19 protein-coding genes are annotated in these 24,009 nt (G+C 71.6%); 4 read left to right on the top strand and 15 right to left on the bottom strand.

What is annotated here, in order from left to right:
* Positions 1-117: 117 nt before the first annotated feature.
* The 6 genes from ACWC94_RS08785 to ACWC94_RS08760 all read right to left on the bottom strand — a co-directional run bounded on the left by ACWC94_RS08785 (position 118) and on the right by ACWC94_RS08760 (position 10,136).
* Positions 118-1,623: a methyltransferase domain-containing protein gene (locus tag ACWC94_RS08785; RefSeq protein WP_450795707.1), complete on the bottom strand. Its 1,506-nt coding sequence runs from the start codon at positions 1,621-1,623 to the stop codon at positions 118-120.
* A 111-nt stretch (positions 1,624-1,734) separates the two neighbouring features.
* Positions 1,735-2,763: a ParB/RepB/Spo0J family partition protein gene (locus ACWC94_RS08780; RefSeq protein ID WP_450795706.1), complete on the bottom strand. Its 1,029-nt coding sequence runs from the start codon at positions 2,761-2,763 to the stop codon at positions 1,735-1,737.
* 83 nt (positions 2,764-2,846) lie between these two features.
* Positions 2,847-3,497 carry a TetR/AcrR family transcriptional regulator gene (locus tag ACWC94_RS08775; protein WP_450795704.1) on the bottom strand — a complete coding sequence of 217 codons (651 nt, stop codon included), beginning with the start codon at positions 3,495-3,497 and terminating at the stop codon, positions 2,847-2,849.
* A gap of 51 nt (positions 3,498-3,548) precedes the next feature.
* Positions 3,549-7,394 carry a type I polyketide synthase gene (locus ACWC94_RS08770; protein ID WP_450795703.1) on the bottom strand — a complete coding sequence of 1,282 codons (3,846 nt, stop codon included), beginning with the start codon at positions 7,392-7,394 and terminating at the stop codon, positions 3,549-3,551.
* Positions 7,395-7,776: 382 nt separating this feature from the next.
* Positions 7,777-9,249, bottom strand: coding sequence for an MFS transporter (locus ACWC94_RS08765; protein ID WP_450795702.1), 1,473 nt, complete (start codon positions 9,247-9,249; stop codon positions 7,777-7,779).
* 29 nt (positions 9,250-9,278) lie between these two features.
* Entirely contained in the window at positions 9,279-10,136 is an 858-nt protein-coding gene (locus tag ACWC94_RS08760; RefSeq protein ID WP_450795701.1) for an arylamine N-acetyltransferase family protein, read from the bottom strand.
* 94 nt (positions 10,137-10,230) lie between these two features.
* Here ACWC94_RS08760 and ACWC94_RS08755 point away from each other — a divergent pair, with 94 nt between their 5' ends.
* On the top strand, positions 10,231-11,139 hold the full coding sequence (locus ACWC94_RS08755; RefSeq protein WP_450795700.1) for a LysR substrate-binding domain-containing protein: 909 nt from the start codon (positions 10,231-10,233) through the stop codon (positions 11,137-11,139).
* Positions 11,140-11,384: 245 nt separating this feature from the next.
* Positions 11,385-11,948: an avidin/streptavidin family protein gene (locus tag ACWC94_RS08750; protein WP_450795699.1), complete on the top strand. Its 564-nt coding sequence runs from the start codon at positions 11,385-11,387 to the stop codon at positions 11,946-11,948.
* A 104-nt stretch (positions 11,949-12,052) separates the two neighbouring features.
* Here ACWC94_RS08750 and ACWC94_RS08745 read toward each other — a convergent pair whose 3' ends face one another.
* Both ACWC94_RS08745 and ACWC94_RS08740 read right to left on the bottom strand, forming a co-directional pair.
* Complete coding sequence (locus tag ACWC94_RS08745) at positions 12,053-12,733, bottom strand: energy-coupling factor ABC transporter ATP-binding protein (RefSeq protein ID WP_450795698.1); 681 nt, start codon at positions 12,731-12,733, stop codon at positions 12,053-12,055.
* Positions 12,730-13,296, bottom strand: a complete 567-nt coding sequence (locus tag ACWC94_RS08740; protein ID WP_450795697.1) for a biotin transporter BioY — start codon at positions 13,294-13,296, stop codon at positions 12,730-12,732. The genes ACWC94_RS08745 and ACWC94_RS08740 overlap by 4 nt, the downstream gene beginning before the upstream one ends.
* Positions 13,297-13,476: 180 nt before the next feature.
* Between ACWC94_RS08740 and ACWC94_RS08735 the strand changes: the two genes are divergently transcribed.
* Positions 13,477-14,715, top strand: a complete 1,239-nt coding sequence (locus tag ACWC94_RS08735) for a cytochrome P450 (protein WP_450795696.1) — start codon at positions 13,477-13,479, stop codon at positions 14,713-14,715.
* Positions 14,716-14,770: 55 nt separating this feature from the next.
* Here the strand turns inward: ACWC94_RS08735 and ACWC94_RS08730 are convergent, their stop codons facing one another.
* The 7 genes from ACWC94_RS08730 to ACWC94_RS08700 form a co-directional block, all read right to left on the bottom strand.
* Positions 14,771-15,412, bottom strand: a complete 642-nt coding sequence (locus ACWC94_RS08730; protein WP_450795695.1) for an energy-coupling factor transporter transmembrane component T family protein — start codon at positions 15,410-15,412, stop codon at positions 14,771-14,773.
* Between the two features lie 6 nt (positions 15,413-15,418).
* The gene (locus ACWC94_RS08725; protein WP_450795694.1) at positions 15,419-16,624 is read right to left on the bottom strand and encodes a thiolase family protein; all 1,206 of its coding nucleotides are present in this window, start codon (positions 16,622-16,624) and stop codon (positions 15,419-15,421) included.
* Positions 16,621-18,156 carry an AMP-binding protein gene (locus ACWC94_RS08720; protein ID WP_450795693.1) on the bottom strand — a complete coding sequence of 512 codons (1,536 nt, stop codon included), beginning with the start codon at positions 18,154-18,156 and terminating at the stop codon, positions 16,621-16,623. The genes ACWC94_RS08725 and ACWC94_RS08720 overlap by 4 nt, the downstream gene beginning before the upstream one ends.
* A gap of 82 nt (positions 18,157-18,238) precedes the next feature.
* Positions 18,239-19,426 (bottom strand): 8-amino-7-oxononanoate synthase, encoded by a 1,188-nt coding sequence (locus tag ACWC94_RS08715; protein ID WP_450795692.1) that lies wholly within the window; start codon positions 19,424-19,426, stop codon positions 18,239-18,241.
* On the bottom strand, positions 19,419-20,609 hold the full coding sequence (locus tag ACWC94_RS08710) for a beta-ketoacyl-[acyl-carrier-protein] synthase family protein (RefSeq protein WP_450795691.1): 1,191 nt from the start codon (positions 20,607-20,609) through the stop codon (positions 19,419-19,421). Before ACWC94_RS08710 ends, ACWC94_RS08715 begins: the two co-directional genes overlap by 8 nt.
* Positions 20,606-20,845: an acyl carrier protein gene (locus ACWC94_RS08705; protein ID WP_450795689.1), complete on the bottom strand. Its 240-nt coding sequence runs from the start codon at positions 20,843-20,845 to the stop codon at positions 20,606-20,608. The genes ACWC94_RS08710 and ACWC94_RS08705 overlap by 4 nt, the downstream gene beginning before the upstream one ends.
* Before the next feature lie 95 nt (positions 20,846-20,940).
* Positions 20,941-22,185 carry an MFS transporter gene (locus tag ACWC94_RS08700; RefSeq protein WP_450795688.1) on the bottom strand — a complete coding sequence of 415 codons (1,245 nt, stop codon included), beginning with the start codon at positions 22,183-22,185 and terminating at the stop codon, positions 20,941-20,943.
* 387 nt (positions 22,186-22,572) lie between these two features.
* Here ACWC94_RS08700 and ACWC94_RS08695 point away from each other — a divergent pair, with 387 nt between their 5' ends.
* The gene (locus tag ACWC94_RS08695; RefSeq protein ID WP_450795687.1) at positions 22,573-23,886 is read left to right on the top strand and encodes an adenosylmethionine--8-amino-7-oxononanoate transaminase; all 1,314 of its coding nucleotides are present in this window, start codon (positions 22,573-22,575) and stop codon (positions 23,884-23,886) included.
* The last annotated feature ends 123 nt before the right edge of the window (positions 23,887-24,009 follow it).

Raw genomic sequence — 24,009 nt, 5'->3', positions numbered from 1 at the left:
AGCACTTCAACCTTCATAAAAATCCGATCAGGTCAGTACGGCGCCGTCGACAGTCGCTTCACCATCACAACTGCTATCACGATTCCCGGACCGAGGGTATCCCTGCCAGGTGGCGCGTCATTTCCCGTTGCGCACCGCCGTGATGAGTAAAAAGGTGCCCGGCGTGGTTTCGTCCCGGATTTCCAGCCCCGCCGAGGCGAGCGCTCCGCGCATTTCGACGGTGTCGAACGACCGTACCCCCAGGCACTCTTCGTGGCGCCGCTGGAAATGCCGGTACACGGGGTCGGCAGCCGTGCGGTACGTGAGCAGGGTGAACGTGCCGCCCGGCCGCAGGCACCGGCCGACCTCCTGGACCACACCGTACGGCTCGTCCATGGACTGCAGGGCGTTCCAGCAGTTGACCGCGCCGAGCGAGGCGTCGGCGAAGGGAAGCCGGCCGGCGGAGCCGCGCACCGACAGCACTCCGGGCAGGGTCGTACGCAGCTTCCGCACCATGTCCGCCGCGAGGTCCACGGCGATCACCCGGTCGCTCCCGACCCGGTCCGCCAGTGTCCTCGTCCACCGGCCGGCGCCCGCCGCGAGATCGACCACGGGGCCTGCCGCGGGCCGTACCTGTTCCTGCAGATAGCGGTCCTCGTCGTGAGGCGTGATCGGTCCGTTCCAGTTGGCGCCGTGTACGCGCAGGAACGCCGGGCGCAGCAGGGTTTCGTACCGGTGCAGGTACAGGGGCGAGTTGCCGGCTATCTGATCCGCCGCGTCCGGGTCCTCACCCGAAAGGTCCAGGTAGCCGCGGTCGCCGGCGTAGCGCGCGCCGCACCCCGTGCAGGACGCGCCGGTGGCCTCCTCGGCCAGCCGGCCCCGGCAGCGCGGGCAGCGGATCGCCTCGGCGTGCGGGCCGCGCAGGGCGTCGGGGGCGGGCCGCCCGGCGAACTCCGCTGCCCCGTGGGCTCCCGCGTCCACGGGCAGGCTCCTGCCGCCCAGGCCGAAGGTCACCGCGCCGACGGCTCGTGCTCCCAGGTAGGCAAGGAGAGTGCGGGTGTCCTTGTCCCACATCGCGGCGATGCGGGCCGGGGCCAGGGTGCGCGTCCAACGGCGCTCCCGGTCCAGTTCCGCCGCGTCCAGCGTCCACCTGGCCGGAGAGGGCCAGGCCCGCCCGATCGCGGGTGCGCCGGGGTCCAGCGGCGCCAGGCACCGCTCCAGCCGGGAGAGGTCGTCCTCGCCCAGCGCGGCCATCGCGGGGTGCTGAAGGATGAGGGAACGGTCCTCGGGGAACTGGGCGAGCAGGTGGACCACCACGGCCTGCAGCGCGACGTCGCCGTCGGCGCGGCCCAGCAGGTCGAGGTAGTCGTGCAGGCCGCTCCGCACACGGGCGCGGACGGCGGTGCCGCCTCCCCGGACATCGGCCAGCAGCCCGAGGGTCAGGGCGAGATGCGCACGCCGCCGGCCGGGCGCCGTGGCCAGGACCGCCAGGATCTCGGCGACGGCTGCCTCGGCCTGCCCGCTGGGACCGGACTCGGACCACAAGGAGAGCGCCAGGCGCTGGAATTCGTTGTGCAGTGCGCCGTCGGGAGCCTGCATGAACGAATCCACAAGCGATTCGGCGGCGATTTCGTGTACGGGCACGCGAGTCTCCTTCGCTGGCACCTAGGGATCGCCGATGATTCTCCCGGCGCTCACTAGAAAGCCAATCAAAGAAGGGTCACGGAAAAGGGAGGGGCGGCGCACCGGGGGAAGTCAAATCGCCTCGTTCGTCCGGCCCTGCACCATGTCGGCAAAAGCGCGCCATTCCTCGGCGCGCTGCAAGGCGATTGTGCGTACCAACGGAACACAGTACGGAGGAATCACCGCCGAGATCCTCTGCCACTTCCCGTCCTCGGTCTCGGTCGCGTGCAGCATGCGCAGCAGTGCGCGACCGGCCTCGGAGAAGCGCAGGGCAGGGTCCTGGGTGAGCTTGCGCACCGCCGACCGGACGGCGCTCCGGCTCTCGTCGGGTGTACGGCCCGCCGGCGCTCCCGACGGCGGGGCGGCCGGCTTTGTGCTGCGGGGTGTTCCCGTCCGCTGGCGGAGGGGAACGGGGGTCTCGCCGCTCTGCATCCGCTTGCGCACGTCACGGACGGTACCCACGGATATCCCTGTCTTCGCGGCGATTTCCCGTAACGAGGCGCAGGGGTTGGCGGTGATCTCCGCCGCGGCGCTGAGGCGGCCGTCGGCGGTGTTCAGCGGCCGGGTCCGGCCGTCCCTGCCGACCCGGGCGTGCAACTGACCGCTTTCCTCACTTGCACGCCTGCGGATCGCGGCGACCGTCTTCGCGTTCAGACCGGTGCGCTCCGCGATGGCCCGGTCCGACCAGTGCGGGTGGCTGTCGACGATGCGCCCGGCAGCGGCCTTGCGCTCCGTCAGCGAGAGCACGAGGCCCTGCCGGATGTTCAGCTCCACGGCCAGTACGAACGCGTCCGCCTCGTCACCGGAGAAGAACCGCACGGGGATCCGGGTCTCCTTACGCAGCACGGCGGCACGTAGGCGGTGCATGCCGTCGATCACCCGCATCGTGGCCCGGTGGACGACGATGGGCTCCACCGGCGCCGTCGATTCCGCGAGTTCGCGGACGCGGGCGGCGCTCTCGGGCTGTCTGCGCGGAGAGTCGGACGGTGACAACGCGCTGATCGGCACCGACTCCGGTGCCGAAAGAGAATGCCGTGACGGATGTGCGACGGCGGCGTCCTCGGACGGTCGCTGCCCAGCGGACTCGGTTGCGGATGCCACGGTCTCTCCTTCGGTGCGGTGACGGGGGGCGCGCGGATGTTCTCCGGTGAGAGGGGGGTCGTTCAGCGCTGGGGCCCCGGCCTTCAGGCCTCCTTGACGCAACCACCTTCCCGGTGCGCATCGGCCTTGATGCCGGTCAGCAGGAGTTTGAGGACTTCCTGCAGCTCGTCCTGAAGTGAGGGGGTTCCGGAGTGCCGGGCCCAGCGGTAGAGGGTGCCCAGGTAGGTGTCACGCAGGGCGTTGCCCACACGGACCGCGTCGATCCCGGCGGCGAACTCGCCGCTCAGCCGCCCGGATTCCACCACGTCGGCGAAGATCTTGGCCGCGTAGGGCTCCTCCATCAGCGGCTGGCCCGCCTGTACCCACGCCCGGAGCATCGCGGGGGTGACGTCGCGCTCCTCCTCCTCGTTCAGCCGGCCCAGCACGCCCATGCAGCATTCCAGCCGGTGCTGGTACTGGCCTTCCCCGGCGGTCACGGTCTCCTCCAGATACGTCTTCAGCCGCGCACGCCGCTGTTCGCCCCACTCGGCGATCAGGTCTTCCTTGCGGTGGAAATGGTTGAAGAACGTTCCCCTCGCGACATCGGCGCGATCGGCGATCTCGTCGATGGTGGTGGCGTCATAGCCCTGCTCGGCGAAGAGCGACAGCGCCGCGTCATAGAGCCGCTTGCGGATGCGCTGCTTGTTGCGTTCTCTCCGTCCCGCAGGTGCTGTGCCGACAACCGTCGTTTCCAAGATGGTTCCCTCTCCCCTGAGGCGTCCCGGCCCCCGTCGAACAACAGCTAGCTATACCAGGATGCAAGATTGAACTCCAGTATCCTTCGGGGAGGCGTCCGCCTCTTCCGCGGTCAAGGGGGTGCTCGCCGCCAGTTCACGGGTGAACCCCGCCAGGCCTTCCTCTCCGAGCAACCGGTCCATCGGCACGTCCACGCCGTACCGGTCGATGAGCAGCCTCCTCAGCCGTACGGCCAGGATCGAGTCGAGCCCGAGGTCACGCAGCGGCCGGCGGCGGTCCACACGGTCGTACGGCACGCCGAGCACGGCGGCCACATGCCGGAAGAGGCTGTCCGCGTCCAACGCCCCGTCCGCCGGCGCCGGTTGGTCCAGCCATGCCTCCAGCCGGTCCGCCCGCACGGAGGGCGGTGACCCTTGACGGCCGGATCCGTGGGCTGCCGGGCGCAGAGTGATGCCGCGGAACTCGGCGATGACGCGGCTGTCGGGATGACACACCAGCACGTCGGCCTCCCGCTGCCCCTCGTCCAGCGGCCGGCAGCGGGTCAGGCACCAGAACTCCTCGGGCAGTTCCGTGTCCATGCGCGCCTCGGCCAGCGCCGTCGGTATGCACGGGACGTCCGAGGACCGTGCCGTCGCGTTGTCCGTGGCGCAGATCAGCAGCGGCTGGAGCGCGGCTTCCCAGACGACAGGGGCCGGCGCGTCCGGGCGGGACATCCGCGCGACCGATTCACCCTCGCCGCACCACATTCCCCGCACCGCCAGCCGGTGATCCGGGACGCGGTAGCCCCGGGCGGCCGCGAGATGCAGAAAGGCCGACGGCGAGACGTAGCGGCCACAGCGTGCGAGGGCGGCGTCCAGCCGGTCGGAAGCCGCTCCGGGGGCGGGCAGCGAGCGGGTGCGCAACCTCGCCGACATCACCGGTACGCGTGTGCTCCGCCCCCCGCGCAGCGAGGACGCCTCGACCGTCGTGGCGCGTGAGCCGTCTGCCGCCGGAAGACTCCAGGACGCCCGCAGATGTGTGGTGTCGGCGGCCTCGACGAGCTCGCTGCCGAAGCGGACGTCTTCCAGGATCCGGGACCGGCCCGCCACGGCCGGCGCGCCGAGGCCGGCGAGCAGGAAGGCGGCGGCGGGCAGCGGGGTGACGTCCCCCAGGGTGACGCCTCCCCAGTCTCCCACCTCCACGGTCCGCGTCTCGGGCTCCGCGCCCGGGTGCGTCACCGCCGCGATGTCCTCGCGGTGGTGTTCGGCGTCCCACTGGTAGGTCGGCAGCGGCACCCGGGCCGCGGCCCCCCTGAACCACCGGTGCCAGTCGATCCGGGCTCCCTCGACGAACAGGCGGCCGGCGGCACGGGCCATCGTCGTGGGCTCGCAGCGGTCGCGGTGCAGCGAGGCGACCACCTTGACCGGAGCGCCGACGGAGGCCAGGGTCTCCTCGACGGCCGGGGTCAGCACGGGATGCGGACTGATCTCCAGGAAGACGTGTTCGCCCGTCCCCGCCAGCGCGGTGAGGGTGCCGGCGAACCTCACCGGACGGCGCAGATTGTCCATCCAGTACGCGGCATCCAGCTCGGGCCCCGCCACGTGCCGGCAGGTGACGGTGGAGACCATGTCGACCGCGCACGGCCTCGGCGTCAGGTCCGCGAGGGCGGCCGTCAGGTCCCCGCCGAGCGACTCCATCTCCGGTGAGTGCGAGGCGACATCGACCTTCACCGGCCGGCAGAACACCTGGCGCGAGCGGAGCTGGGCGGCAACGGCCCGCAGGACCTGCGCGTCGCCTGCCAGGACGGTGGAGGACGGCGCGTTCTCCACCGCGACGCCGACACGGTCACCGTGGCGTTCGGCGACGGCCCGCGCCTCGTCGGCGGGGAGGTCGACGGCGAGCATCCCCCCGCGGCCCGACCTGCTCGTCATCAGACGGCTCCGACGGCAGATGACCGCGGCCGCATCCCGCAGGGAAAGCGCTCCCGCCACGTGCGCCGCGGCCGACTCGCCCATACTGTGGCCCACGCACACGTCGGGCTCGACGCCCCGGCTCCTCCATGCCTCGGCGAGCGCCACCTCCATGGCCCACAGGACCGGCTGTACGGTCTCGACCGACTGGGGAAGGCCGGCACCCTCCCCCGTCAGTACCTCCAAGGGGGAAAGACCCGTCTCGGCACGTACCGCGGCGTCACACTTCTCCATCGCCGATCTGAACTCCGGCCAGGAGGCGAGCAGTCCACGCCCCATGCCCAGCCACTGCGATCCCTGTCCGGGGAAGACGAACGCGGTTTTGAACCCGTCCCGGACCGGCTCCCGGCCGCGTCCGCCCTGCGGGGTCTCCTCACCGGCGGCCAGTGCCCTCAGCGCGCCGGCCAATTCGTCATGTGTCTCGCCGACCGCCCACAACCGGTACGGGTGGCTGTCCCGCCGGCACGCCGCGGTCGAACAGATCGCCTCGAGCGGGTGTTCCCGCCCCGCGCCGCCCGGCTCCAGGTGGGCGGCGTAGGCACGCGCGAGGCGGCTCAGGGCGCGGGGGGAGCGGGCCGACAGGACCAGCAGGTGCGGTGCGTTCGGTGTCGCGGAATCCTCGCCGTGCGCCTCGGGGGCGGGCTCCTGGGAGGAGGGGACGTACTCTCCCACGACGACATGCGCGTTGGTGCCGGACAGGCCGAACGAGCTGACACCCAGCAGCGCGGCCTTCCCGGCCCTGGGCAACGGCCGGTTGTGCGCGGCCACTTCGACGGGGAGGTCGCCGGCGGCCAGCAGCCGGTGCGGCTCGTGGTAATGCAGTGACGCGGGCACGAGGCCGTGCCGGGCGATGAGTACCGTCTTGATGAGGGCCGCGATGCCGGCCGCGGCCTCGGTGTGGCCGATGTTCGTCTTCACCGCCCCGGTGAGCAGGGGCGCCTTGCTGCCGCGCCCGCCCATCTCCTCGGCCAGGGCGCGTAACTCGACCTCGTCCCCGACCACGGTCCCGGTGCCGTGGGCCTCCACGTAGTCCAGGTCGGACGGGGTGATGCCGGCGCTGCGGCACGCCTCGCGCAGCATCGCGCGCTGGCCCTCGACCGCGGGGCGCAGCAGCAGGCCGCTGGCGCGTCCGTCGTTGCTGACGGCGCTGCCGAGCAACAGGGCCTGCACGGTGTCGCCGTCGCGCAGCGCGTCCCGCAGTCGTTTCAGGACGACGACGCCGATTCCCTCACTGCGCACGAACCCGTCACCGGACGCGTCGGCGAACTTGCAGCGCCCGTCGGCGGAGAGCATGCCGGCCTGTGCGTAGGCCACGGCGTCGTCCGGGGACAGGATGATGTTCGTCCCCGCCGCGATGGCCAGATCGCTCTCCCCGGTGAGCAGGCTCTGCCGGGCCGCGTGCACGGCCACCAGGGACGAGGAGCACGCGGTGTCGACGACGACGCTCGGGCCCCGCAGGTCCAGGGCGTAGGACAGCCGGCCGGCGGTGACGGCTCTGATGCGGTGCCCCACGGCCCCGTGGAGCGAGCGCCGGGTCAGCGGCCGCGGCAGGTCGCCGTACTCCGAGGTGGCCTGCCCGACGAAGACCCCGGACCGGCTGCCGGCGAGGCTGGACGGGGGGAGGTGGGCGTCCTCCAGGGCTTCCCAGGCGGTCTGGAGCAGCAGTCGCTGCTGGGGGTCCATGCTCTGCGCCTCGGTCGGCGCTATGCCGAAGAAGCCGGCGTCGAAGGCGAAGGCGTCGTCCAGGAATCCGCCATGGCGGGAGACGGTCTTGCCGGGGGTACCGCTCACCGGGTCGTAGTGTTCTTCGACGTCGAACCGGTCCCGGGGGACCAGGGTGACGGCGTCGCCGTTGTTCACCAGGAAGGACCAGAAGCTGTCGATGCCAGGTGCCTGAGGAAACCGGCATCCCATGCCGATGACCGCTATCGGTTCCGCAGCCGGCACGTCTCGTCCGGCGGACCGTACATCCCCCGTGAAGCCCATCCAACCCCCCTGAACGACATCAGGTCACCTCGCCGACCGGTCGATGGACCGGCGTAGCGCTCATGACCTTGAATACAAACTTAGACTCGCACACATGACTGATCCCTGTCACATGAATTTTCGACGTTCCCCTCCGCCTCGGCGGGGGCAACGGCGGTAGGTGGGGGATCGGTTCGTGGCGCGGCGGGGGAACACACAGCTCCGCCCGGAACTCGGGGAGTTCCGGGCGGAGAGGGGGCCGTACCCGCGCCGATGCGGGGGTAGCGCGGGTACGGGGCCGACGGGCGTCACCGGGGACGCCGGCTGGTCACGGCGGTTGGTGCGGCCACGGGGCCGGCACGTCTCAGGCCCGTCCCGCACCGCCCGTCGCGACGGCCGGCTCGCCGTCCGTCTTCCCGGCCACGGGGGCGAAGGAGGCGGCGGTCTCCTCGGCGGTGCGGCGGGCCCACTGTCCGGTCGTGAGCAGACCCAGGGCGAACACCGCGACGCCGCAGCCGGTGATGATCCACCATCCCGGGTGGCTCGCCTCGGCGAGCCCGGTGCGCAGGGAGCCGTGCAGATTCGACGTCACCACGGAACCGACCACGGCCACGCCGAGGGCCTGGCCCACCTGCCGGCTGGTGGAGATGATGCCCGCCGCCACCCCGGCCTGCTCCGTGGGCATGCCGGACATCGCGGTGTGGGTGATCGGGGGGTTCTGCATACCGAACCCGAGACCGAAGACCGCGTAGACCACGAGCAGCCACACCACAGCCGTCCCGTTGTCCAGACCCGTCTGCACGACGGCGGCCAGGGTGATCGCGACACCGGCGATCACCAGCGGGAGCCGTGGCCCACGCCGCGCCACCATCCGGCCCGAGCGGGGCGAGATCAGCAGTGACATCACCGCGATCGGCAGGGTGCACAGACCCGCTTCGAGCGCGGACATACCGCGCGCGTTCTGCAGGTAGAGCGGGTTGATGAACAGGAAGCCGCTCATCGCGCCCATCCCGCACACCGCGACCACGCTCGCTCCGCTGAACGGCACGCTCTTGAAGAACCGCAGCTCGACCAACGGCTCGTGGCGGCGCCGCTCGTACGGGACCAGTACGGCCAGCGCGGCCGCGAACACCGCGAACAGGACGATGATCCCCGGCGACGTCCAGCCCGCTTCCCGGCCCTCGATCGTCGCGTAGATCAGCGAGGCCAGAAGGACGACGACGAGCAGTTGCCCGACCGGATCGAAGCGACGTGCCCTGGCCGCCCTGGACTCCGGGACGAAGACCTGGCACAGCACGATGGCCAGCACACCGATCGGGACGTTGAGCCAGAAGATCGCCCGCCAGCCCAGTGAATCCACCAGCGCTCCGCCGACGACCGGCCCGAGAGCCGTGCTGACGCCCATGACACCCGCCCACATACCGATGGCGCGGGCCCGCTCGGCCCGGTCGGTGAAGGTGTTCGTGATGATGGCCATCGCGACCGGATTCAGCATCGAACCGCCGACCGCCTGCACCATGCGGAAGACGATCAGCCAGCCGAGGCCGGGGGCGATGCTGCACAGGAGGGAGCCGACGGTGAACACCGCGAGGCCGATCTGAAAGGTGCGCCGACGGCCGATCCGGTCGGCGGTCGATCCCGCCAGCATGAGCAGGCTCGCCAGAACGAGCAGATACGCGTCGACCGTCCATTGCAGTCCGGCCATCGACGCGTGCAGGTCGGTGGAGATCCGCGGTAGCGCGATATTGACGATCGAGCTGTCCAGGCTGACGATCAGCAGGCTCATGCAGCAGATCGTCAGGACAAGCACGCGGCGCCGGCGGCTGAGCTCCGTCATCTCTCTCCTCCCGTTTCCGCCAGGGGCCTTCAGCGGGCCAGCTTGTCGACCAGGGCGGCGCAGTCGTCGCCCGGCAGACGGATTCCGAAGACCTCGTCCAGCACCTTGGGAACCTCGGTCGGCTCCAGCTGCCGGGTCTCGTGGGCACCGTCGGGCCGGGTCACGGTCAGCGTGGTGCCGGTGAGGTCGTAGCGGGCGTCCGGCTGCGGCTGCTGGACCAGCAGGTGGCGGACGAACCGCGAACCCGGGTGTGTCGAGCGGTGGTAGTTCACCATGTCGTAGTCCACCGCGTACCGGGGGTCGAGGGTGAAGCTGAACAGGTCCCACCAGCCGTCCTCGCGGAGTGTGTACAGCACCCACTCCTCGTCGCCCGTCACGCCGCTCTGGCGCGCGAGCCTGTAGTGCCAGACTCCCTGGAGGACTTCGTTGCCGTCCGTGATCTCGATCGGTTCCAGCGGGCCCATGTCCCCGAACCCGATGTCGCACAGATACGACTGACCGGTGTGCGGCGCATCCGGCAGCTCGACCTTCAGCAGGGCGTGCGTGGCCGGGCGCAGGCCGGCACCCATACGGGCGCGGCCCGAGAGTCCGGTGACCTTGAACCCCAGCCTCTCCAGGACCGCGGCGAACAGGACGGTCTGCTCCAGGCAGTAGCCGCCTCGCGAGCGGGTGACCAGCTTGTCGTGCACCGAGCCGAGATCCAGCTGGACGGTCCGGCCCAGTTGGATGTCGACGTTCTCGAACGGGATCGCCGCCACGTGCGCCCGCTGCAGGGCCCGCAGGGTCTCCAGGGTCGGCTTCCGCGGGCCCTTGAAACCGATGCGCGCGAAGTAGGAGTCGAGATCCGCCTGTTCGCCGTTCCAGCCGTACGCGCTGTCTGTGTTCACGCTTCCTCCAAGTGCCTGTCCGCAGCGAGAACAAGACTCCAGGAGGTGGATACATAACCACAAATGCAATCTCGGAACTTATAAAATGCACGCCATGCATGCGAAACTCGACCTGAACCTCCTGGTGGCCCTCGACGCCCTGCTGGAGGAGTGCTCGGTCACCAGGGCGGCGGCCCGACTGCGTGTCACCGAGCCCGCGATGAGCCGCACCCTCGGACGTATCCGCCGGGTGCTCGGCGACCCGGTCCTGGTCCGCGCCGGCCACACCATGCAGCCGACGCCGCACGCCGTGGCCATCGCGTCGGAGGTCCACGCGCTGGTGCAGCGGGCGTACACGGTGCTCGCGCCGACGGCGGAACTCGATCTGGGCAGTCTGGAACGCACCTTCACGATCGTCGCCAACGACGCGGTGGTGACCTCGGTGGGAGATCACCTCGTCTCCCGGGTGGGCTCGCAGGCGCCCGGCGTGACCCTGCGGTTCCTGGCGGAACTGGCGGGCGACAGTTCACGGTTGCGTGAGGGCAGTACGGATCTGGAGATAGGGGTGATCCGCGCCGCCGCCCCCGAGATCCGCACCGAGCAACTCGCCGAGGACCACCACGCCTTGCTCATGCGCGACGACAACCCCCTGGCCGAGGGCGAACTGACGGCACAACGGCTGGCCGCCGCCCGGCACATCGTCACCTCCCGGCGCGGCCGGATGAACGGGCCCATCGACCAGGCGCTCTGCGACCTGGGGCTGAGCCGACGCGTCGTCGCCACCGCCCCCACCTTCGCCGCGACGGCGCTGCTTCTCATGGGATCGGACAGCTTCGTCTCCCTCGTGCCCAGGCTCCATCACCGCCGCACGGCTCAGGCGCTCGGCCTGACCCTGCGCGACATCCCCCTGGCCCTGCCACCCGTGCGCGTCATGCAGGCGTGGCACCCGCGCGACGACGCCGACGCCGCCCATGTCTGGCTCCGCCGCCAGGTGCGTGAATCGGTCCAGGCAATGCTGAAGTGAAGCCCCGACCCGTGACGGACCGTTGAGCGAAATTCAGCCAAGGAATGGCCGAAAGGCCATGATGAAAAAGCCAGTTGAGGCGATCGGTGATGCGCGAGTACGATCCCGTCGGACATGTGCCGTTGGCAGTTATCGACGGGACCGGACCAGCCCGTTTCCTTTCCGTACAAGGAATTCGAGGTTCCGGCGCGGCGCGCGAAAGAGCGCACCCGCCGGTCTCGTGGACACAAAACAGGGGAGAATTCGTGTCTCACAAGCGCAAGATCGTCGTCGCTGCGGCCGCTGCGGCCGCTTCTCTGACCCTCGTCACCGTCGGGGCGAACGCCTTCGCCGACACGGGCGCGGCGGCCAAGAAGCCGGCCGTGAAGTCGGATGCCGCGGCCGGTATCACCGGCACCTGGTACAACGAGCTCGGCTCGACCTTCACGGTGACCGCGAACGCGGACGGCAGTCTCACCGGCACCTATGAGTCCACCGTCGGCAACGCCGAGAACCGCTACGTGGTGACCGGCCGCTACGACACCGCCCCGACGGACGGCAGCGGCACGTCCCTCGGCTGGACCGTCTCCTGGCGCAACGACTACCGCAACGCCCACTCCGCGACGACCTGGAGCGGCCAGTACGTCGGCGGCTCCGCCGCCCACATCAACACCCAGTGGCTGCTCACCTCCGGCACCACCCCGGCCAACCAGTGGCAGTCGACGCTGGTCGGCCATGACGAGTTCACCAAGACCAAGCCGTCCGCCGCCGCCATCGCCGCGGCCCGCAAGGCCGGCCTGAACGCCGGGGTTCCCACCCTGAAGAAGTGACACGCTCGCTGAAGAGGTGACGCGCTGAGCCCGCTCGGGGCGACGCGCGGACGGGGCGCCCGGAGGATCTCTCTCCGGGCGCCCCGTCGTGTGTGCGCCCCGCGCTACAGCGGGGGATACATCGCCACATAGGTGTCGATCGTCTCCCGCGGCGGGCCGTCGGCGACGACGCGGCCCTGGTCGAGCACGATGACGCGGTCGAACTCGGCGAGCAGGTCCAGGTCGTGGGAGACGACCACCACCTTCTGCTCCAGGTCCCTGATGAGTCTGGCGACCCGGCGCCGGTTGCGCAGGTCGAGCAGCGTGGTCGGCTCGTCGAACACCACGTACCGCGGCTGGACGGCCAGGACCGCGGCGATGGCCAGCATCTGCTTCTGACCCCCGCTCAGCAGATGGGCGGGATGGTCCCGGAAATCCGTCAGTCCGAACTCCTCCAGCACCGCATCCACCCGCCGGCCGGTCTCGGCGCGGTCGAAGCCGTGGTGCTTCAGCCCGAACGCCAGATCCTCGGCGACCGTCGGCATCACGATCTGCACGTCCGGGTCCTGGAAGACGAAACCGACCCGGCGGCGCACCTCACGGCCCTTGGCCGAGGTGTCCAGGCCGTCCACCCGTACCCGGCCCCGCTCCGGCACCAGCAGGCCGTTCAGCAGCCTGGCGAAGGTGCTCTTGCCCGAGCCGTTCGACCCGACGACGCCGATGCGGTCCGCGTCCAGCGTGAGGTCGATTCCGTCCAACACCCGCCGGTCACCGAACCGGTGACCCACTCCCTCGATCTCGATCATGCGCGCGAGTCCACGGAACGACGGGGATCGATCAGCGGGTACGCCCGGCGTACCGCCACGGCCGCCAGCGAGGCGAGCACCACCTTGAGCAGGTCACCCGGCAGGAAGACCGCGGAGACCTCGAAGGCCCTGCCCAGCCGCATGCCCGAGACGACCGCCATCCAGGGGATGCCGATGACGTACAACACCAGGGCGGCGCCGGTGAAGTTGGCGACGATCGCCCGCCAGAGCGTGTAGTGCCGCCACATCCGCTCGGTCAGCAGACCCGCGACCCAGGCGCCGACCGGGTAGGCCAGGATGAATCCGCCGGTCGGTCCGAGGATCACCCCGAGACCACCGCGCCCGCCGGGCAGCACCGGCAGGCCGACCGCGACCAGCACCACGAACAGCAGAATCGCCAGCCCGCCTCTGCGCGCCCCGATCACGGAGCCCGCCAGGGCCACGCCGAGCGTCTGGGACGTGATCGGCGCCGGCACGAACGGCAGCTCGATCAGCGGGAACAGGCCGAGGACCACCATGATCGCCGCAAACAGCGCGATCTGGGCGATGTCCTTCGTACGCACGTCACAACCCCCCGAGAATAATGTGGAATGACCGCCACCGCCTCATCCTAGTGGCGCCCGCACAAACCCTGAACACGCCCACGAGACACGGCTCACACATATCAGGACCCTGTGGGTATTCAACGTGATCGGGAACCATTGATACGGTCTCGGGGGAGGTGGGTTTCCGTCATGGTGGCAATGCCCGTGGATCGTGTCGACCTGTTCGGCCAGGAGTATGCGCTCGACCCATTTCCGGTGATGGCGGCGCTCCGGGAACACGAACCCGTGAAGTACGACGAGAACACGGGCCTGTGGCTGGTGAGTCGTTACGAGGACGTCCGGGCCATTCTCCTCGACCCGGAGAATTTCCACCCGGACAACGCGATCGACGCGGTCGGCCGTTTCTCCGTGAGGAGTCTGCGGACCCTCGCCAGGGTCAGATTCGAGCTGCCGAAGACCCTCGCCAACAACGGCGGTGACAGCCACGCCGGTTACCGCCGCATCATGACCCGGCTGCTCAACGCCCACGCCGTCGCCCGCGCCGTGCCGATGGTCGAGGAGGTCGTGTCCGACAGCCTCGACGAGGTGGCGGACCGGCTCGCCGACGGCGGTGTGTGCGACCTCGCCACCACCCTCGCGCGGGACGTGCCGTTCCACGTGATGCTGCGGATCCTCGGCCTCGACGAGGCCGTGGACGTGGACATCGACACCCTCGCCCGGTGGAGCGAGGCATCCCTCGAACTGTTCTGGGGGCGCCCGCGCGGCGAACGGGAGGTCGAACTCGCCCACGAGGCCGCCGACTTCTACGCCTGGCTGACCGAACTGGTACAACGCCCGGCGCCGGACCCCGCCACCCTGCTGGGCGCGCTCGGCGTCCACCGCCTCCCGGACGGTGAGCCGCTGAGCCTGCCTCAGAAGGCGGCCGTCCTCTACTTCATGATCATCGCGGGTCAGATGACCACGACCCAGATGCTCGCCACCATGTTCCGCCGCGCCCTGGAAGCGGACGGCCTCTGGCGGCGGTTCGCCGGCCATCCGGCCGAGGTCGAGCCGTGGACCGAGGAGATGCTGCGGCGCGAGCCGCCCATCACCACCTGGCGGCGGATCACCGCCCGGCCCGTCACGGTCTCCGGGGTGGAACTGCCCGCGGGAGCACCGCTGCTGCTGATGCTGTCGGCCACCGGCTCCGACCCCGCCGTCTTCGACGAGCCCGAGCGCATCTGCCCGCACCGGGGCAATGTACGCCAGCACCTCTCCTTCGGCGTGGGTGTGCACCGCTGCTCCGGCGCCGAACTGGCCCGGATGGAGGCCGACGTGGTGATGCGCATGACCACCGCCCGCTTCCCCGACCTCACGCTCGCCGACACCTCCACGCCCGAGATGCTGGCGCTGCTGTCGTTCCGCGCCCCGCTCCGGGTCCCGGTGCGGCGCGGCTGACCCGGTCCCGCGCGTCCCGTACCACCCGGTGCCGCACGGGACGTCGCCGTCAGCTCTAGCGCTCCGCACCGGGCCGAGGGGCCCGGTCGCCGAGGTCGTCGGAGCGCGAGTCCAGACCGCGCGCCTCCAGTGCCTCACCGAGCCCGTCGGCCAGACGCAGCGTCCGCACCAGCAGCGGGGTCAGAAACGCCGTGCTGCGCTCCACACCCCGCGCCTTCTGGGCGGCCCGCACCAGATCCGCCTGCTCCTTGATCACCGGGACGAACCGGATCGTCATGGTCACCATCAGCCCCACCCGCTCCGGCCGCACCCCCAGCCGTGCGAAGGGCCGAAGGACGTGTTCCACCGCCGTGACCATCTCGGACGTCCGGGTCGTCAGGGTGACCAGGCTCGCCAGTGTCACGAGCCCCGTGATCCGCTCGCCGATCAGCAGCGCGCTCGTCCAGTCCGCCAGCAGTCCCTGGGCGAGGACCAGCACAGCGGCGATCGGCAGGACCGTCAGCAGCTGCCGCCAGGCGAGCCGCAGGGGGATGCGGGCGAGTCCGTAGCAGGCCGCCACCGCGGCCACCGCCCCGCCGAGCACTAGCGGCGACCGGACGAAGAACGCGCCCGTGCCCGCGGCGAACAGGACCAGCAGTTTGCAGCCCGCCGGCACCGCGTGCACCGGCGTCCGTGCGGAGTGGTACAGGCCGATCACCGCGGCTCACCCGGCCGTGTGACGCTCGAACAGCGTCGCGATGCCGAGGCCGCCGGCCGCGCCCAGCGTGGCCAGACCGTACCGCGCCCCGGCGGCGACCGGATCGTGCGCGCCGAACATGTCCGCGAACATCCGGGTCACCAGGACCGCGCCGGACGCGCCCCAGGGATGGCCGAGGGCGATGGCACCGCCGCCCCGGTTCACCCGCTCCTCCGGGATGCCCAACTCGTCCAGGCACGCCAGGACCTGCCCGGCGAACGCCTCCGTGAACTCCACCAGCGGGATGTCGTCCAGACGCAGTCCGGGATTGCGCTTCAGCAGGCGCCGGACCGCGGGCACCGGCCCCCAGCCCAGGATCTCCGGGTCCACCCCCGTCGTCGTCGCGTCGAGGACCCGCAGCCCCTTCGACAGCCCCAGCTCGCGGAACTTCCGCTCCGACACGACCGCGACCATGGCGGCACCGTCGTTCACCGGACAGGCGTTGCCCGCGGTGACCGTGCCGTCCTCCGCGAACACCGGCCTGAGCCGGGACAGCTTCTCCAGGCTGGTGTCCGGGCGCGGACACTCGTCGGACGTCACCGTCACCCCGCCCGCCCTGCCGACCCGCACCTCGACCGGCACCAGTTCGGCGTCGTACCGGCCGGACTCCGCCGCGGCGACCGCCTTGCGATGGCTGGCCAGTGCGTACCGGTCCTGCCGCGCACGGCTGATGCCGCCCAGCCGGGCCACGTTCTCCCCGGCCACGCCCATGTCCGGGTCACCGAACTCGGGGGGCACGAACGGCGGTCGGGCGTAGAAGCGGGGAGTGCCATGGGGGACCGGCGGGCGTTCCACCCGCCACGGGGCCGTACTCGCGCTCTCCGCGCCGCCCGCCAGCACCACGTCCGCCGCGCCGGCCGCCACCAGCCGCGCCGCCAGGTTGACCGCCTCCAGACCGCTCCCGCACTGCCGGTCGACGGTCATCCCGGGCACCTCGATGCCGAGACCAGCGGACAGCAGCGCGTACCGGGCGGGGTTGCCGCCGGAGTTGCCCGCGGTCCCCACGACCACCTCGTCCACGTCGCCACCGGACAGGCCCAGGTCGTCCAGTACCGCCGCGAGGACGGGACGCAGCAGCTCGTGCATCGGCGTCGTGGCGAACGCACCGCCGATCCGCCCGATCGGCGTACGCCGCGCCGCGACGACGAGGGCCCGCTGCCCGTTCCCGTTCACAGAACCTCCCGTATGCTCTGCCGACCGTCCAGGAGCATGGCACGCACGCTGCGACGGTCGATCTTTCCACTCGATGTGTACGGCAGCGCGTCCGTCTCGAACAGCCGGCGGGGGCACTTCTGCCGTGACACATGGCGCGACGCCCGGTCCCGCAGCTGTGCGAGGCTCAGCCGGCTCCCGTCACGCCAGCGCACCACCGCGCACACCAGATCGCCCCAGCGCTCGTCGGGCAGGCCCACGACCGCGACCTCCGCGATCTCCTCCAGCCGCAGCAGCGCCGCCGCCACCTCCTGCGGGTGGACGTTGAGGCCGCCGCTGATGAGCATGCCCTTGTCCCGTCCGACGAGGTGCAGATGCCCCCGCTCGTCCAGCCGGCCGATGTCACCGACCGTGAACCAGCCGTCCTCGTCCGGGCCGCCGGTGTGCTCCGCGGACAGATAGCCCGTGAACAGCATCTCGCTGCGTACGTACAGCTGCCCGACCTCGTTCACGCCCAGCTCGTCCCCCGACGGGGAGCGCACTGACAGCTCGACGCCGGGCACGGGCCGGCCCACCGACTCCCACGGGCCGTCGTCCCGGCTGTGCAGCACGGAGACCAGACTCAGTTCCGTCGCCCCGTAGAACTCCACCGCGTCCGCGGCCGGGAAGAGGGAACCGGCCAGCGCCCGCCGCGACGGCGACCACTTGTCGCCCACCGACAGCAGCGAGCGCACCTGCGGGAACGTCCGCCCCGGATGCCGGCGGGCCTCCTCCAGCATCGCCTCGAACATCGTCGGCACCAGGTACAGGTGCCGCACCCCGTACCGCTCGACGTGGTCGAACACGGCCGCCGCGTCGAACGACGGCATCAGGCACACCGTCGCGCCCACGTGCAGCGCGTGCACCGCCCCGAACAGGAAGTGCGAGTGCGCCAGCGACCCCGGCAGCAGGACCGTGTCGCCCTCGCCGATGCCGAACCCGGACGTGTAGTGCTCGAACGTCCGCAGCCAGGACCGGTGCGAACGCACGGCGCCCTTGGGGCGACCGGTGCTCCCCGAGGTGAACCCGACGTAGAACGGCGCGGAGTCCGGCACCGGGGCCGGGTCTGCGCCTTCCTCCGCGCCGTACCGCTCCAGCCACTCGGGGAGACCGGAGCCGGCCACGTCCGTCAGCGCGCCGCCGGGCAGCTGCTGCCCGGCCGCGGGGGCGGGCCGGTCGTGAAAGAGCCGTGCCGGGGGAGTGTCCCCCAGCACGGAGGCCAGTTCCGCGTCGCTCCACGCCGGATCGAGCACCATCACCGGGATCCCGGCGACGGCCGCGCCGAGGAAGATCTCCAGGAACTCCCTGCGGTTTCCGAGCAGTACGGCGACCCGGACATCCGGCCCGGGCTCCGGTCCGAACTCCGCGTGCAGGGCCCGCGCGACGGCGAGCACACCGCGGCGCAGCGCGTCGTAGCCGCACCGCCCGCCCGGGCCGTCACCGTCGCCCAGGGCGAGCGCGACCCGGTCCGGTGACCTGGTGGTGTGCGAGAGGAAGCCGCTGGCGATCGTCATGTGAGTGCTGCCCTTTCGGCCGTCGTCGGATCGTCGGTTCTGCGGACGGGTGGCGTCCCGGCGGAACGGTCGTACGGGCCCCTCACCAGGGGCTGTTCTTCACCAGCACCTCCACCGCGCGGTCGATCTCGGCGTCCGTCAGGTCGGCGCGCGCGGTGAGCCGGACGCGCGAGAACCGGTCGGGCACCGACGGCGGCCGGAAGCACGCCACCCGGACGCCGTCCGCGAGGCAGCTCGCCGCCCACTGCACCGTCAGCGCCGGCGAGGGGCCGCGCACGGACACCACGGCGGCCTCCGCCCGGGTCACCGGCAGCCCGGCGGCCGCGAGCCGCTCCGCGATGGACCTCGCCACCGCGCGCGTGCGGGCCGGCCGGTCCGGCTCGGCGCGCAGCACCCGCAGCGCCGCCAGCGCCCCGGCCGCCGACGCCGGGGCGAGCCCGGTGTCGAAGAGGAAGCTGCGGGCGGTGTTCATCACATGGCCGATCACCCGGCGGGAGCCGACCACCGCACCGCCCTGCGCGCCCAGTGACTTGGACAGGGTGAGGGTGGTGACGACGTCCGGGCCGCCGTCGAGACCCGCGGCGGCGACGGCGCCCCGGCCCCGCTCGCCGACGACCCCGAAGCCGTGGGCGTCGTCGATGAGCAGACCCGCCCCGTGCGCACGGCAGACGGCCGCCACCGCGGCCAGGTCCACCAGGTCGCCGTCGACCGAGAACACGGACTCGGTGACCGCGAGCGCCCGCTGCTGCTCCCGGTCGCCGAGGACGCGCGCCAGGCCCTGGGCGTCGGCATGGTCGGTGGTGACCACGTCGGCGCCCGACAGCCGGTACGCGTCGATCAGTGACGCGTGGTTGAACTCGTCCGAGGCGACCAGCGTGCCCGCGCGGGCCAGCGCGGTGACCGCGCCGAGGTTGGCCAGGTATCCGGAGGAGAAGACCAGCGCGGCCTCCGCCCCGCAGAACTCGGCCAGTTCCCGTTCGAGTTCGGCGTGCACCTCGGTCGTGCCCGTGGCCAGTCTGGAGCCGGTCGAGCCGGCGCCCCAGACAAGGGCCGCGTCGGCACTCGCCCGGACCACCTGGGGGTGACGCGTCAGCCCCAGGTAGTCGTTGCCGCCGAAGTCGATCACGTCCGGCCTGGGGCCGCGCACATGGACCCGGCGGGTCAGCCCCGCCCGTTCCATGCGGCGCGCGCTGTCGTCGATCCAGGCGAACACATCCTGTGGTCCGCCCCCGCCTCGTGCCGACGGCTCCATCGTCGCCCCCTCACTCATGATGGCCCAGGACCAGGACGCCGTTGTGGCCGCCGAAGCCGAACGACGACGTGATCGCCGGGCCGGGATCCCAAGGGCGGCCCTCGCCCGTCACCACGTCGACGTCGAGGTCCGGGTCGCGTTCGGTCAGGCCGAGGGTCGGCGGTATCACGCCGTGCCGCATGGACAGCAGTACCGCCACCGCCTCCAGAGCGCCTCCCGCCCCGAAGGCGTGCCCGGTGGCGCCCTTGGTCGAGGTCATCGGGGGGCAGTCGTCGAACACGGCCCGCACGGCGGTGCTCTCCGCCGTGTCGTTGAGAACCGTGCCGGTGCCGTGCGCGTTGATCTGGCGTACGTCCTCCGGGCGCAGCCCCGCGTCGGCGAGGGCCAGCCGGATGCACCGGGCGGCGTGCACGCCGTCCTGCGACGGCACGGTGATGTCGTGGGCGTCGGCCGTACTGCCCGCGCCCAGCACCTCGCCGTGGATGGACGCGCCGCGCGCCACCGCGGTGTCCCAGTCCTCCAGCGTCAGCACCGCGGCGCCCTCGGCGATGACGAAGCCGTCACGCGCGGCGTCGAACGGCCGGGTGCGGCCCGACGGCGACAGGGCCCGCATGGTGGTGAACCCGGCGACGATGGTGGGCGTGATCGCGGCCTCCGTGCCGCCGGCCAGGACCACGTCGCAGGTGCCGTCGGCGATCATGCGGGCGGCATGGGCGATGGCGTGCGTACCCGCCGCGCAGGCGGTCTCGATGCTCTCGCACGGTCCGCGCAGCCCCGCGTGGATCGCCACGGTCGCCGCCGCCGCGTTGGCCATGATCATCGGTACCAGGAACGGGGAGACCCGCCGGGCCCCGCGCTCGTGGTGCGTCACCGCCTGCCGCTCGAAGGTGCCGACCCCGGCCAGGGCGGTGGCGACGACGACGCCGCACCGGTCCCGGTCCACCTCCGCCTCCTTCAGCCCGGCGTCGGTCCACGCCATATCGGCTGCCGCGACGGCGAACTGCGTGAAGCGGTCGGTGTGGCGGATGTCGCGGGGCTCCATCCAGGGCGACGGGTCCCAGTCCGTCAGCTCCCGGTGACCTGCCGGGGGTTCACGGAAGAGCCCCTCCCAGAAGGCGTCCGCCCCCGTGCCGCAGGCGCTGACGACCCCGAGACCGGTGACGGCGACCCGGCGCCGCCCGTGTGCGTGCCGGTCGGTCATGACGTCAGCGACAGCACGAGTCGGTACAGGTCGTCGACGGTGCGGATGCGCTCGACGGCGTCGTCCGGCACCGCTATGCCGAACTCCTCCTCCATCGCCATGACCAGCTCGACCTGTATGAGGCTGGTGGCCCCCAGATCGTCGGTGAAACTCGCGTCCAAGGTCACCTCGTCGCGCTTCACCTGAAGGACGTCCGAGGTCAAAGTCGTCAGCCGAGCCAGAACGTCGTCAGCCACGGTGGGCCAACCTCCCCCTGTTTTCATGGTTTTGTCCATTGTCACTGTTTTCCTCTCCGGCCGGGAGGCGTCACCGCGGACCCGGCCGGACGTCGTCAGGGCCCCGTACGGGCGGCCCCCTCGGCGGCGGGGCCGCCGGCCGGGCCGGGCAGCGAAGGCGCCGCATCCGGTCGTCCCGCGGTCAGGCGCGGCACGACGACGCAGGCCAGCGCCGCCAGTTCCAGGCACACACCGCACCACGCCAGCGCGGCGGGCGAGAACCGGTCCAGCACCGCCCCGCCGACCGCCCCGCCCAGGGCCACGCCCACATAGGACGCGAAGCTGTTCACCGAGATGGCGACGCTCGGCGCGGTCGGCGCCAGGTCCAGCACCCGGTGGATGGCCGTGGGCGGTTCGGCCCAGTAGAACACCCCCCACAGGACGGTGACGGTGAGGAAGACCGCCACCACCCAGGCCGCCCCGGGGGTGACGAAACTCGCCGTGACGGCCAGCAGCGTCATCGTCACCACGACGCCCGACACGGAGGTGACGAACGTCCGTTCCGCTCCGACGCGGTCGCTGAGCCGGCCGCCGACGGCGTTGCCCACCGCGCCCGCCAGGCCCCACACGAGCAGAACCAGGCTGACCCGGGCGTCGTCCAGCCGGGTGGCGGCCCGGGTGAACGCCGCGAGGTAGGTGAAGACGGTGAAGCAGCCCGCCACCGCGAACAGGTTGCCGAGGACCGCGAGCAGCACCGGCCGCTGCGCTCCGATCCGCACCCGGTCCCGGATGCCGACGGCCGGCGGCTGCGGCACCGGCGGCAGGACCAGGCACAGCCCGATCAGCGCCGGCAGCGCCAGGGCGGCGACGAGGACGAGGGTCCATCGCCAGCTGCCGAGCTGCCCGATCAGCGTGCCGCCCGGCACACCGAGCGCCGTGGCCACCGTGAGACCGCCGATGATCAGCGACACGGCCCGGCCCCGGTGGGCCTCGCCCGCGAGCGCGGTGGCCGTCGCCGCGGCGGTGTTCATGTACAGGGCGGCGCCGACCCCCGCCAGGATCCGCGCGGCCATCAGCACCCCGTACGAGGGTGCCAGTGCCCCCAGCGCGTTGGCGAGGACGAACAGCAGCAGCGCGCCGCGCAGCATCACCCGCCGGGACAGCCCGGCGGTGAGGGTCATCAGGACCGGCGCGCTGATCGCGTAACTGAGCGCGAACGCCGTGACGAGCTGTCCGGCGACGGGCTCGGACACGCCCATGTCGCCCGCAATACGGGAGAGGATGCCGCTGATGACGAAACCGTCGGTGCCGACGGCGAAGGAACCGATCGACAGAAGCGCCAGGATCACCTTGTGCGGCACGGCACCCCCTGCGGATCCGGCCCGGGACCGCGTAGGACGGGACAACCGCGTAAGACGGGACAACGGATGGTTCCCGCCCCCCTTTCCAGTCGCGCCGCAAGGGTGGAGCGGCTTCACGAGCGGGGTCGTGCCGTCAACGTATCAGCAGCCAGGGCGCCGTCGGCCCGGTCCCGAAGTGATCACCGTCACCGTGACACGACGGGAAAGTTCCGTCGATTCCCCCGGGTTGACGAACGTGAAGCCGAGATTCCGCCATTTTCCGCGGACAGCCGGTGCATTCGGTGCCGCGCACGCGCCCCATCGGTTATGTTCGGGCCGTTTACCAGTCACTTCAGTTCGACTTACCAGTGAATTCGAGGCCGCAGTGCCGAGAAGGAAGCGGATCCCGTGCCTGCACCCGTGCCGCCCCTGAACCCCCAGCAACTGATCGCACTCGACCGGGCCCATGTGTGGCACCCCTACGCACCCATGCCGGGACGGACCGACCCGGTCGTCGTCGAGTCGGCCGAGGGCGTGCGGCTGCGGCTCGGCGTGCCCGTGGAGGGGGTCGGTGAACTCGTCGACGGCATGTCCTCCTGGTGGGCGGCCATCCACGGCTACCGGCACCCGGTGCTGGACGCGGCCGTGCGCGACCAGCTGGACCGGATGAGCCACGTGATGTTCGGCGGCCTCACCCACGAGCCCGCCGTGCGGCTGGCCGCCACCCTCGTCGAGATCACCCCCGAGCCGCTGCGCCATGTCTTCCTCTCCGACTCCGGGTCGGTGTCCGTCGAGGTCGCCGTGAAGATGTGCCTGCAGTACTGGCGCTCGCTCGGCCGCCCCGGAAAGCGCCGCCTGCTCACCTGGCGCGGCGGCTACCACGGCGACACCTTCCAGGCCATGGCCGTGTGCGACCCGGACGGCGGGATGCACAGCGCCTGGACCGGCCTGCTGCCCGAACAGCTCTTCGCCGACCGGCCCCCGGCCGGCTTCGACGCCGGTGTCGACGAGGACTACGCCCGCCACCTCGCCGGGCTCATCGAGCGGCACGCCCATGAACTGGCCGCCGTCATCGTCGAGCCCGTCGTCCAGGGAACCGGCGGGATGCGCTTCCACGACCCGGGCTACCTCCGGGTGCTGCGCGAGGCCGCCGACGCCCATGACGTGCTGCTGATCTTCGACGAGGTGGCGACGGGTTTCGGCCGGACCGGGGAGTTGTTCGCGGCCGGGCACGCCGGTGTCAGCCCGGACGTGATGTGCCTGGGCAAGTCCCTGACCGGCGGCTATCTGTCCCTGGCCGCGACGCTGTGCACCTCCCGGATCGCCGAGGGGATCTCCCGGGGCGACCTGCCCGTACTGGCCCACGGCCCCACCTTCATGGGCAACCCGCTGGCCTGCGCGGTGGCCAACGCCTCGACGGGTCTGCTGCTGAGCGAGGACTGGAGCCTGCGGGTCCGGGGGATCGAGGCGGCACTGCGCACCGGCCTCGCACCGGCCGCGGACCTCCCCGGCGTGGCCGACGTCCGGGTGCTCGGGGCCATCGGCGTGGTCCAGCTCGACCGGGACGTGGACGTGACCAGGGCCTCCCGCGCGGCGATGCGGCAGGGGGTGTGGCTGCGGCCGTACCGCGACATGATCTACACCATGCCGCCCTTCGTCGCGGACGACGCGGATGTGAAGACCATCGCGGACGGTGTCCTCGCCGCGGTGGAGGCCGCCTGACGGGCTTTCGGAGCCGTGCCCCGCGCCGACGCCGCCCGCCGCGTCTGACAGGACGTCAAACGCCACCTGGGCAACAGAATTTCCGCAGGGTAGGGCAGTTGCGGACAGGTGGCCGACTTCCAG

Source organism: Streptomyces sp. NPDC001135 (assembly GCF_053598395.1).
Note: the sequence above shows the minus strand (reverse complement) of the source record. Positions and strands in the feature narration are given on the sequence as shown.

Excerpts from the sequence above, each read along its gene's own strand:
- ACWC94_RS08720 (WP_450795693.1), bottom strand. The coding sequence starts at position 18,156 with ATGACGATCGCCAGCGGCTTCCTCTCGCACACCACCAGGTCACCGGAC.
- ACWC94_RS08710 (WP_450795691.1), bottom strand. The coding sequence starts at position 20,609 with ATGACCGACCGGCACGCACACGGGCGGCGCCGGGTCGCCGTCACCGGT.
- ACWC94_RS08735 (WP_450795696.1), top strand. The coding sequence starts at position 13,477 with ATGCCCGTGGATCGTGTCGACCTGTTCGGCCAGGAGTATGCGCTCGAC.
- ACWC94_RS08765 (WP_450795702.1), bottom strand. The coding sequence starts at position 9,249 with ATGACGGAGCTCAGCCGCCGGCGCCGCGTGCTTGTCCTGACGATCTGC.
- ACWC94_RS08755 (WP_450795700.1), top strand. The coding sequence starts at position 10,231 with ATGCATGCGAAACTCGACCTGAACCTCCTGGTGGCCCTCGACGCCCTG.
- ACWC94_RS08745 (WP_450795698.1), bottom strand. The coding sequence starts at position 12,733 with ATGATCGAGATCGAGGGAGTGGGTCACCGGTTCGGTGACCGGCGGGTG.
- ACWC94_RS08715 (WP_450795692.1), bottom strand. The coding sequence starts at position 19,426 with ATGAGTGAGGGGGCGACGATGGAGCCGTCGGCACGAGGCGGGGGCGGA.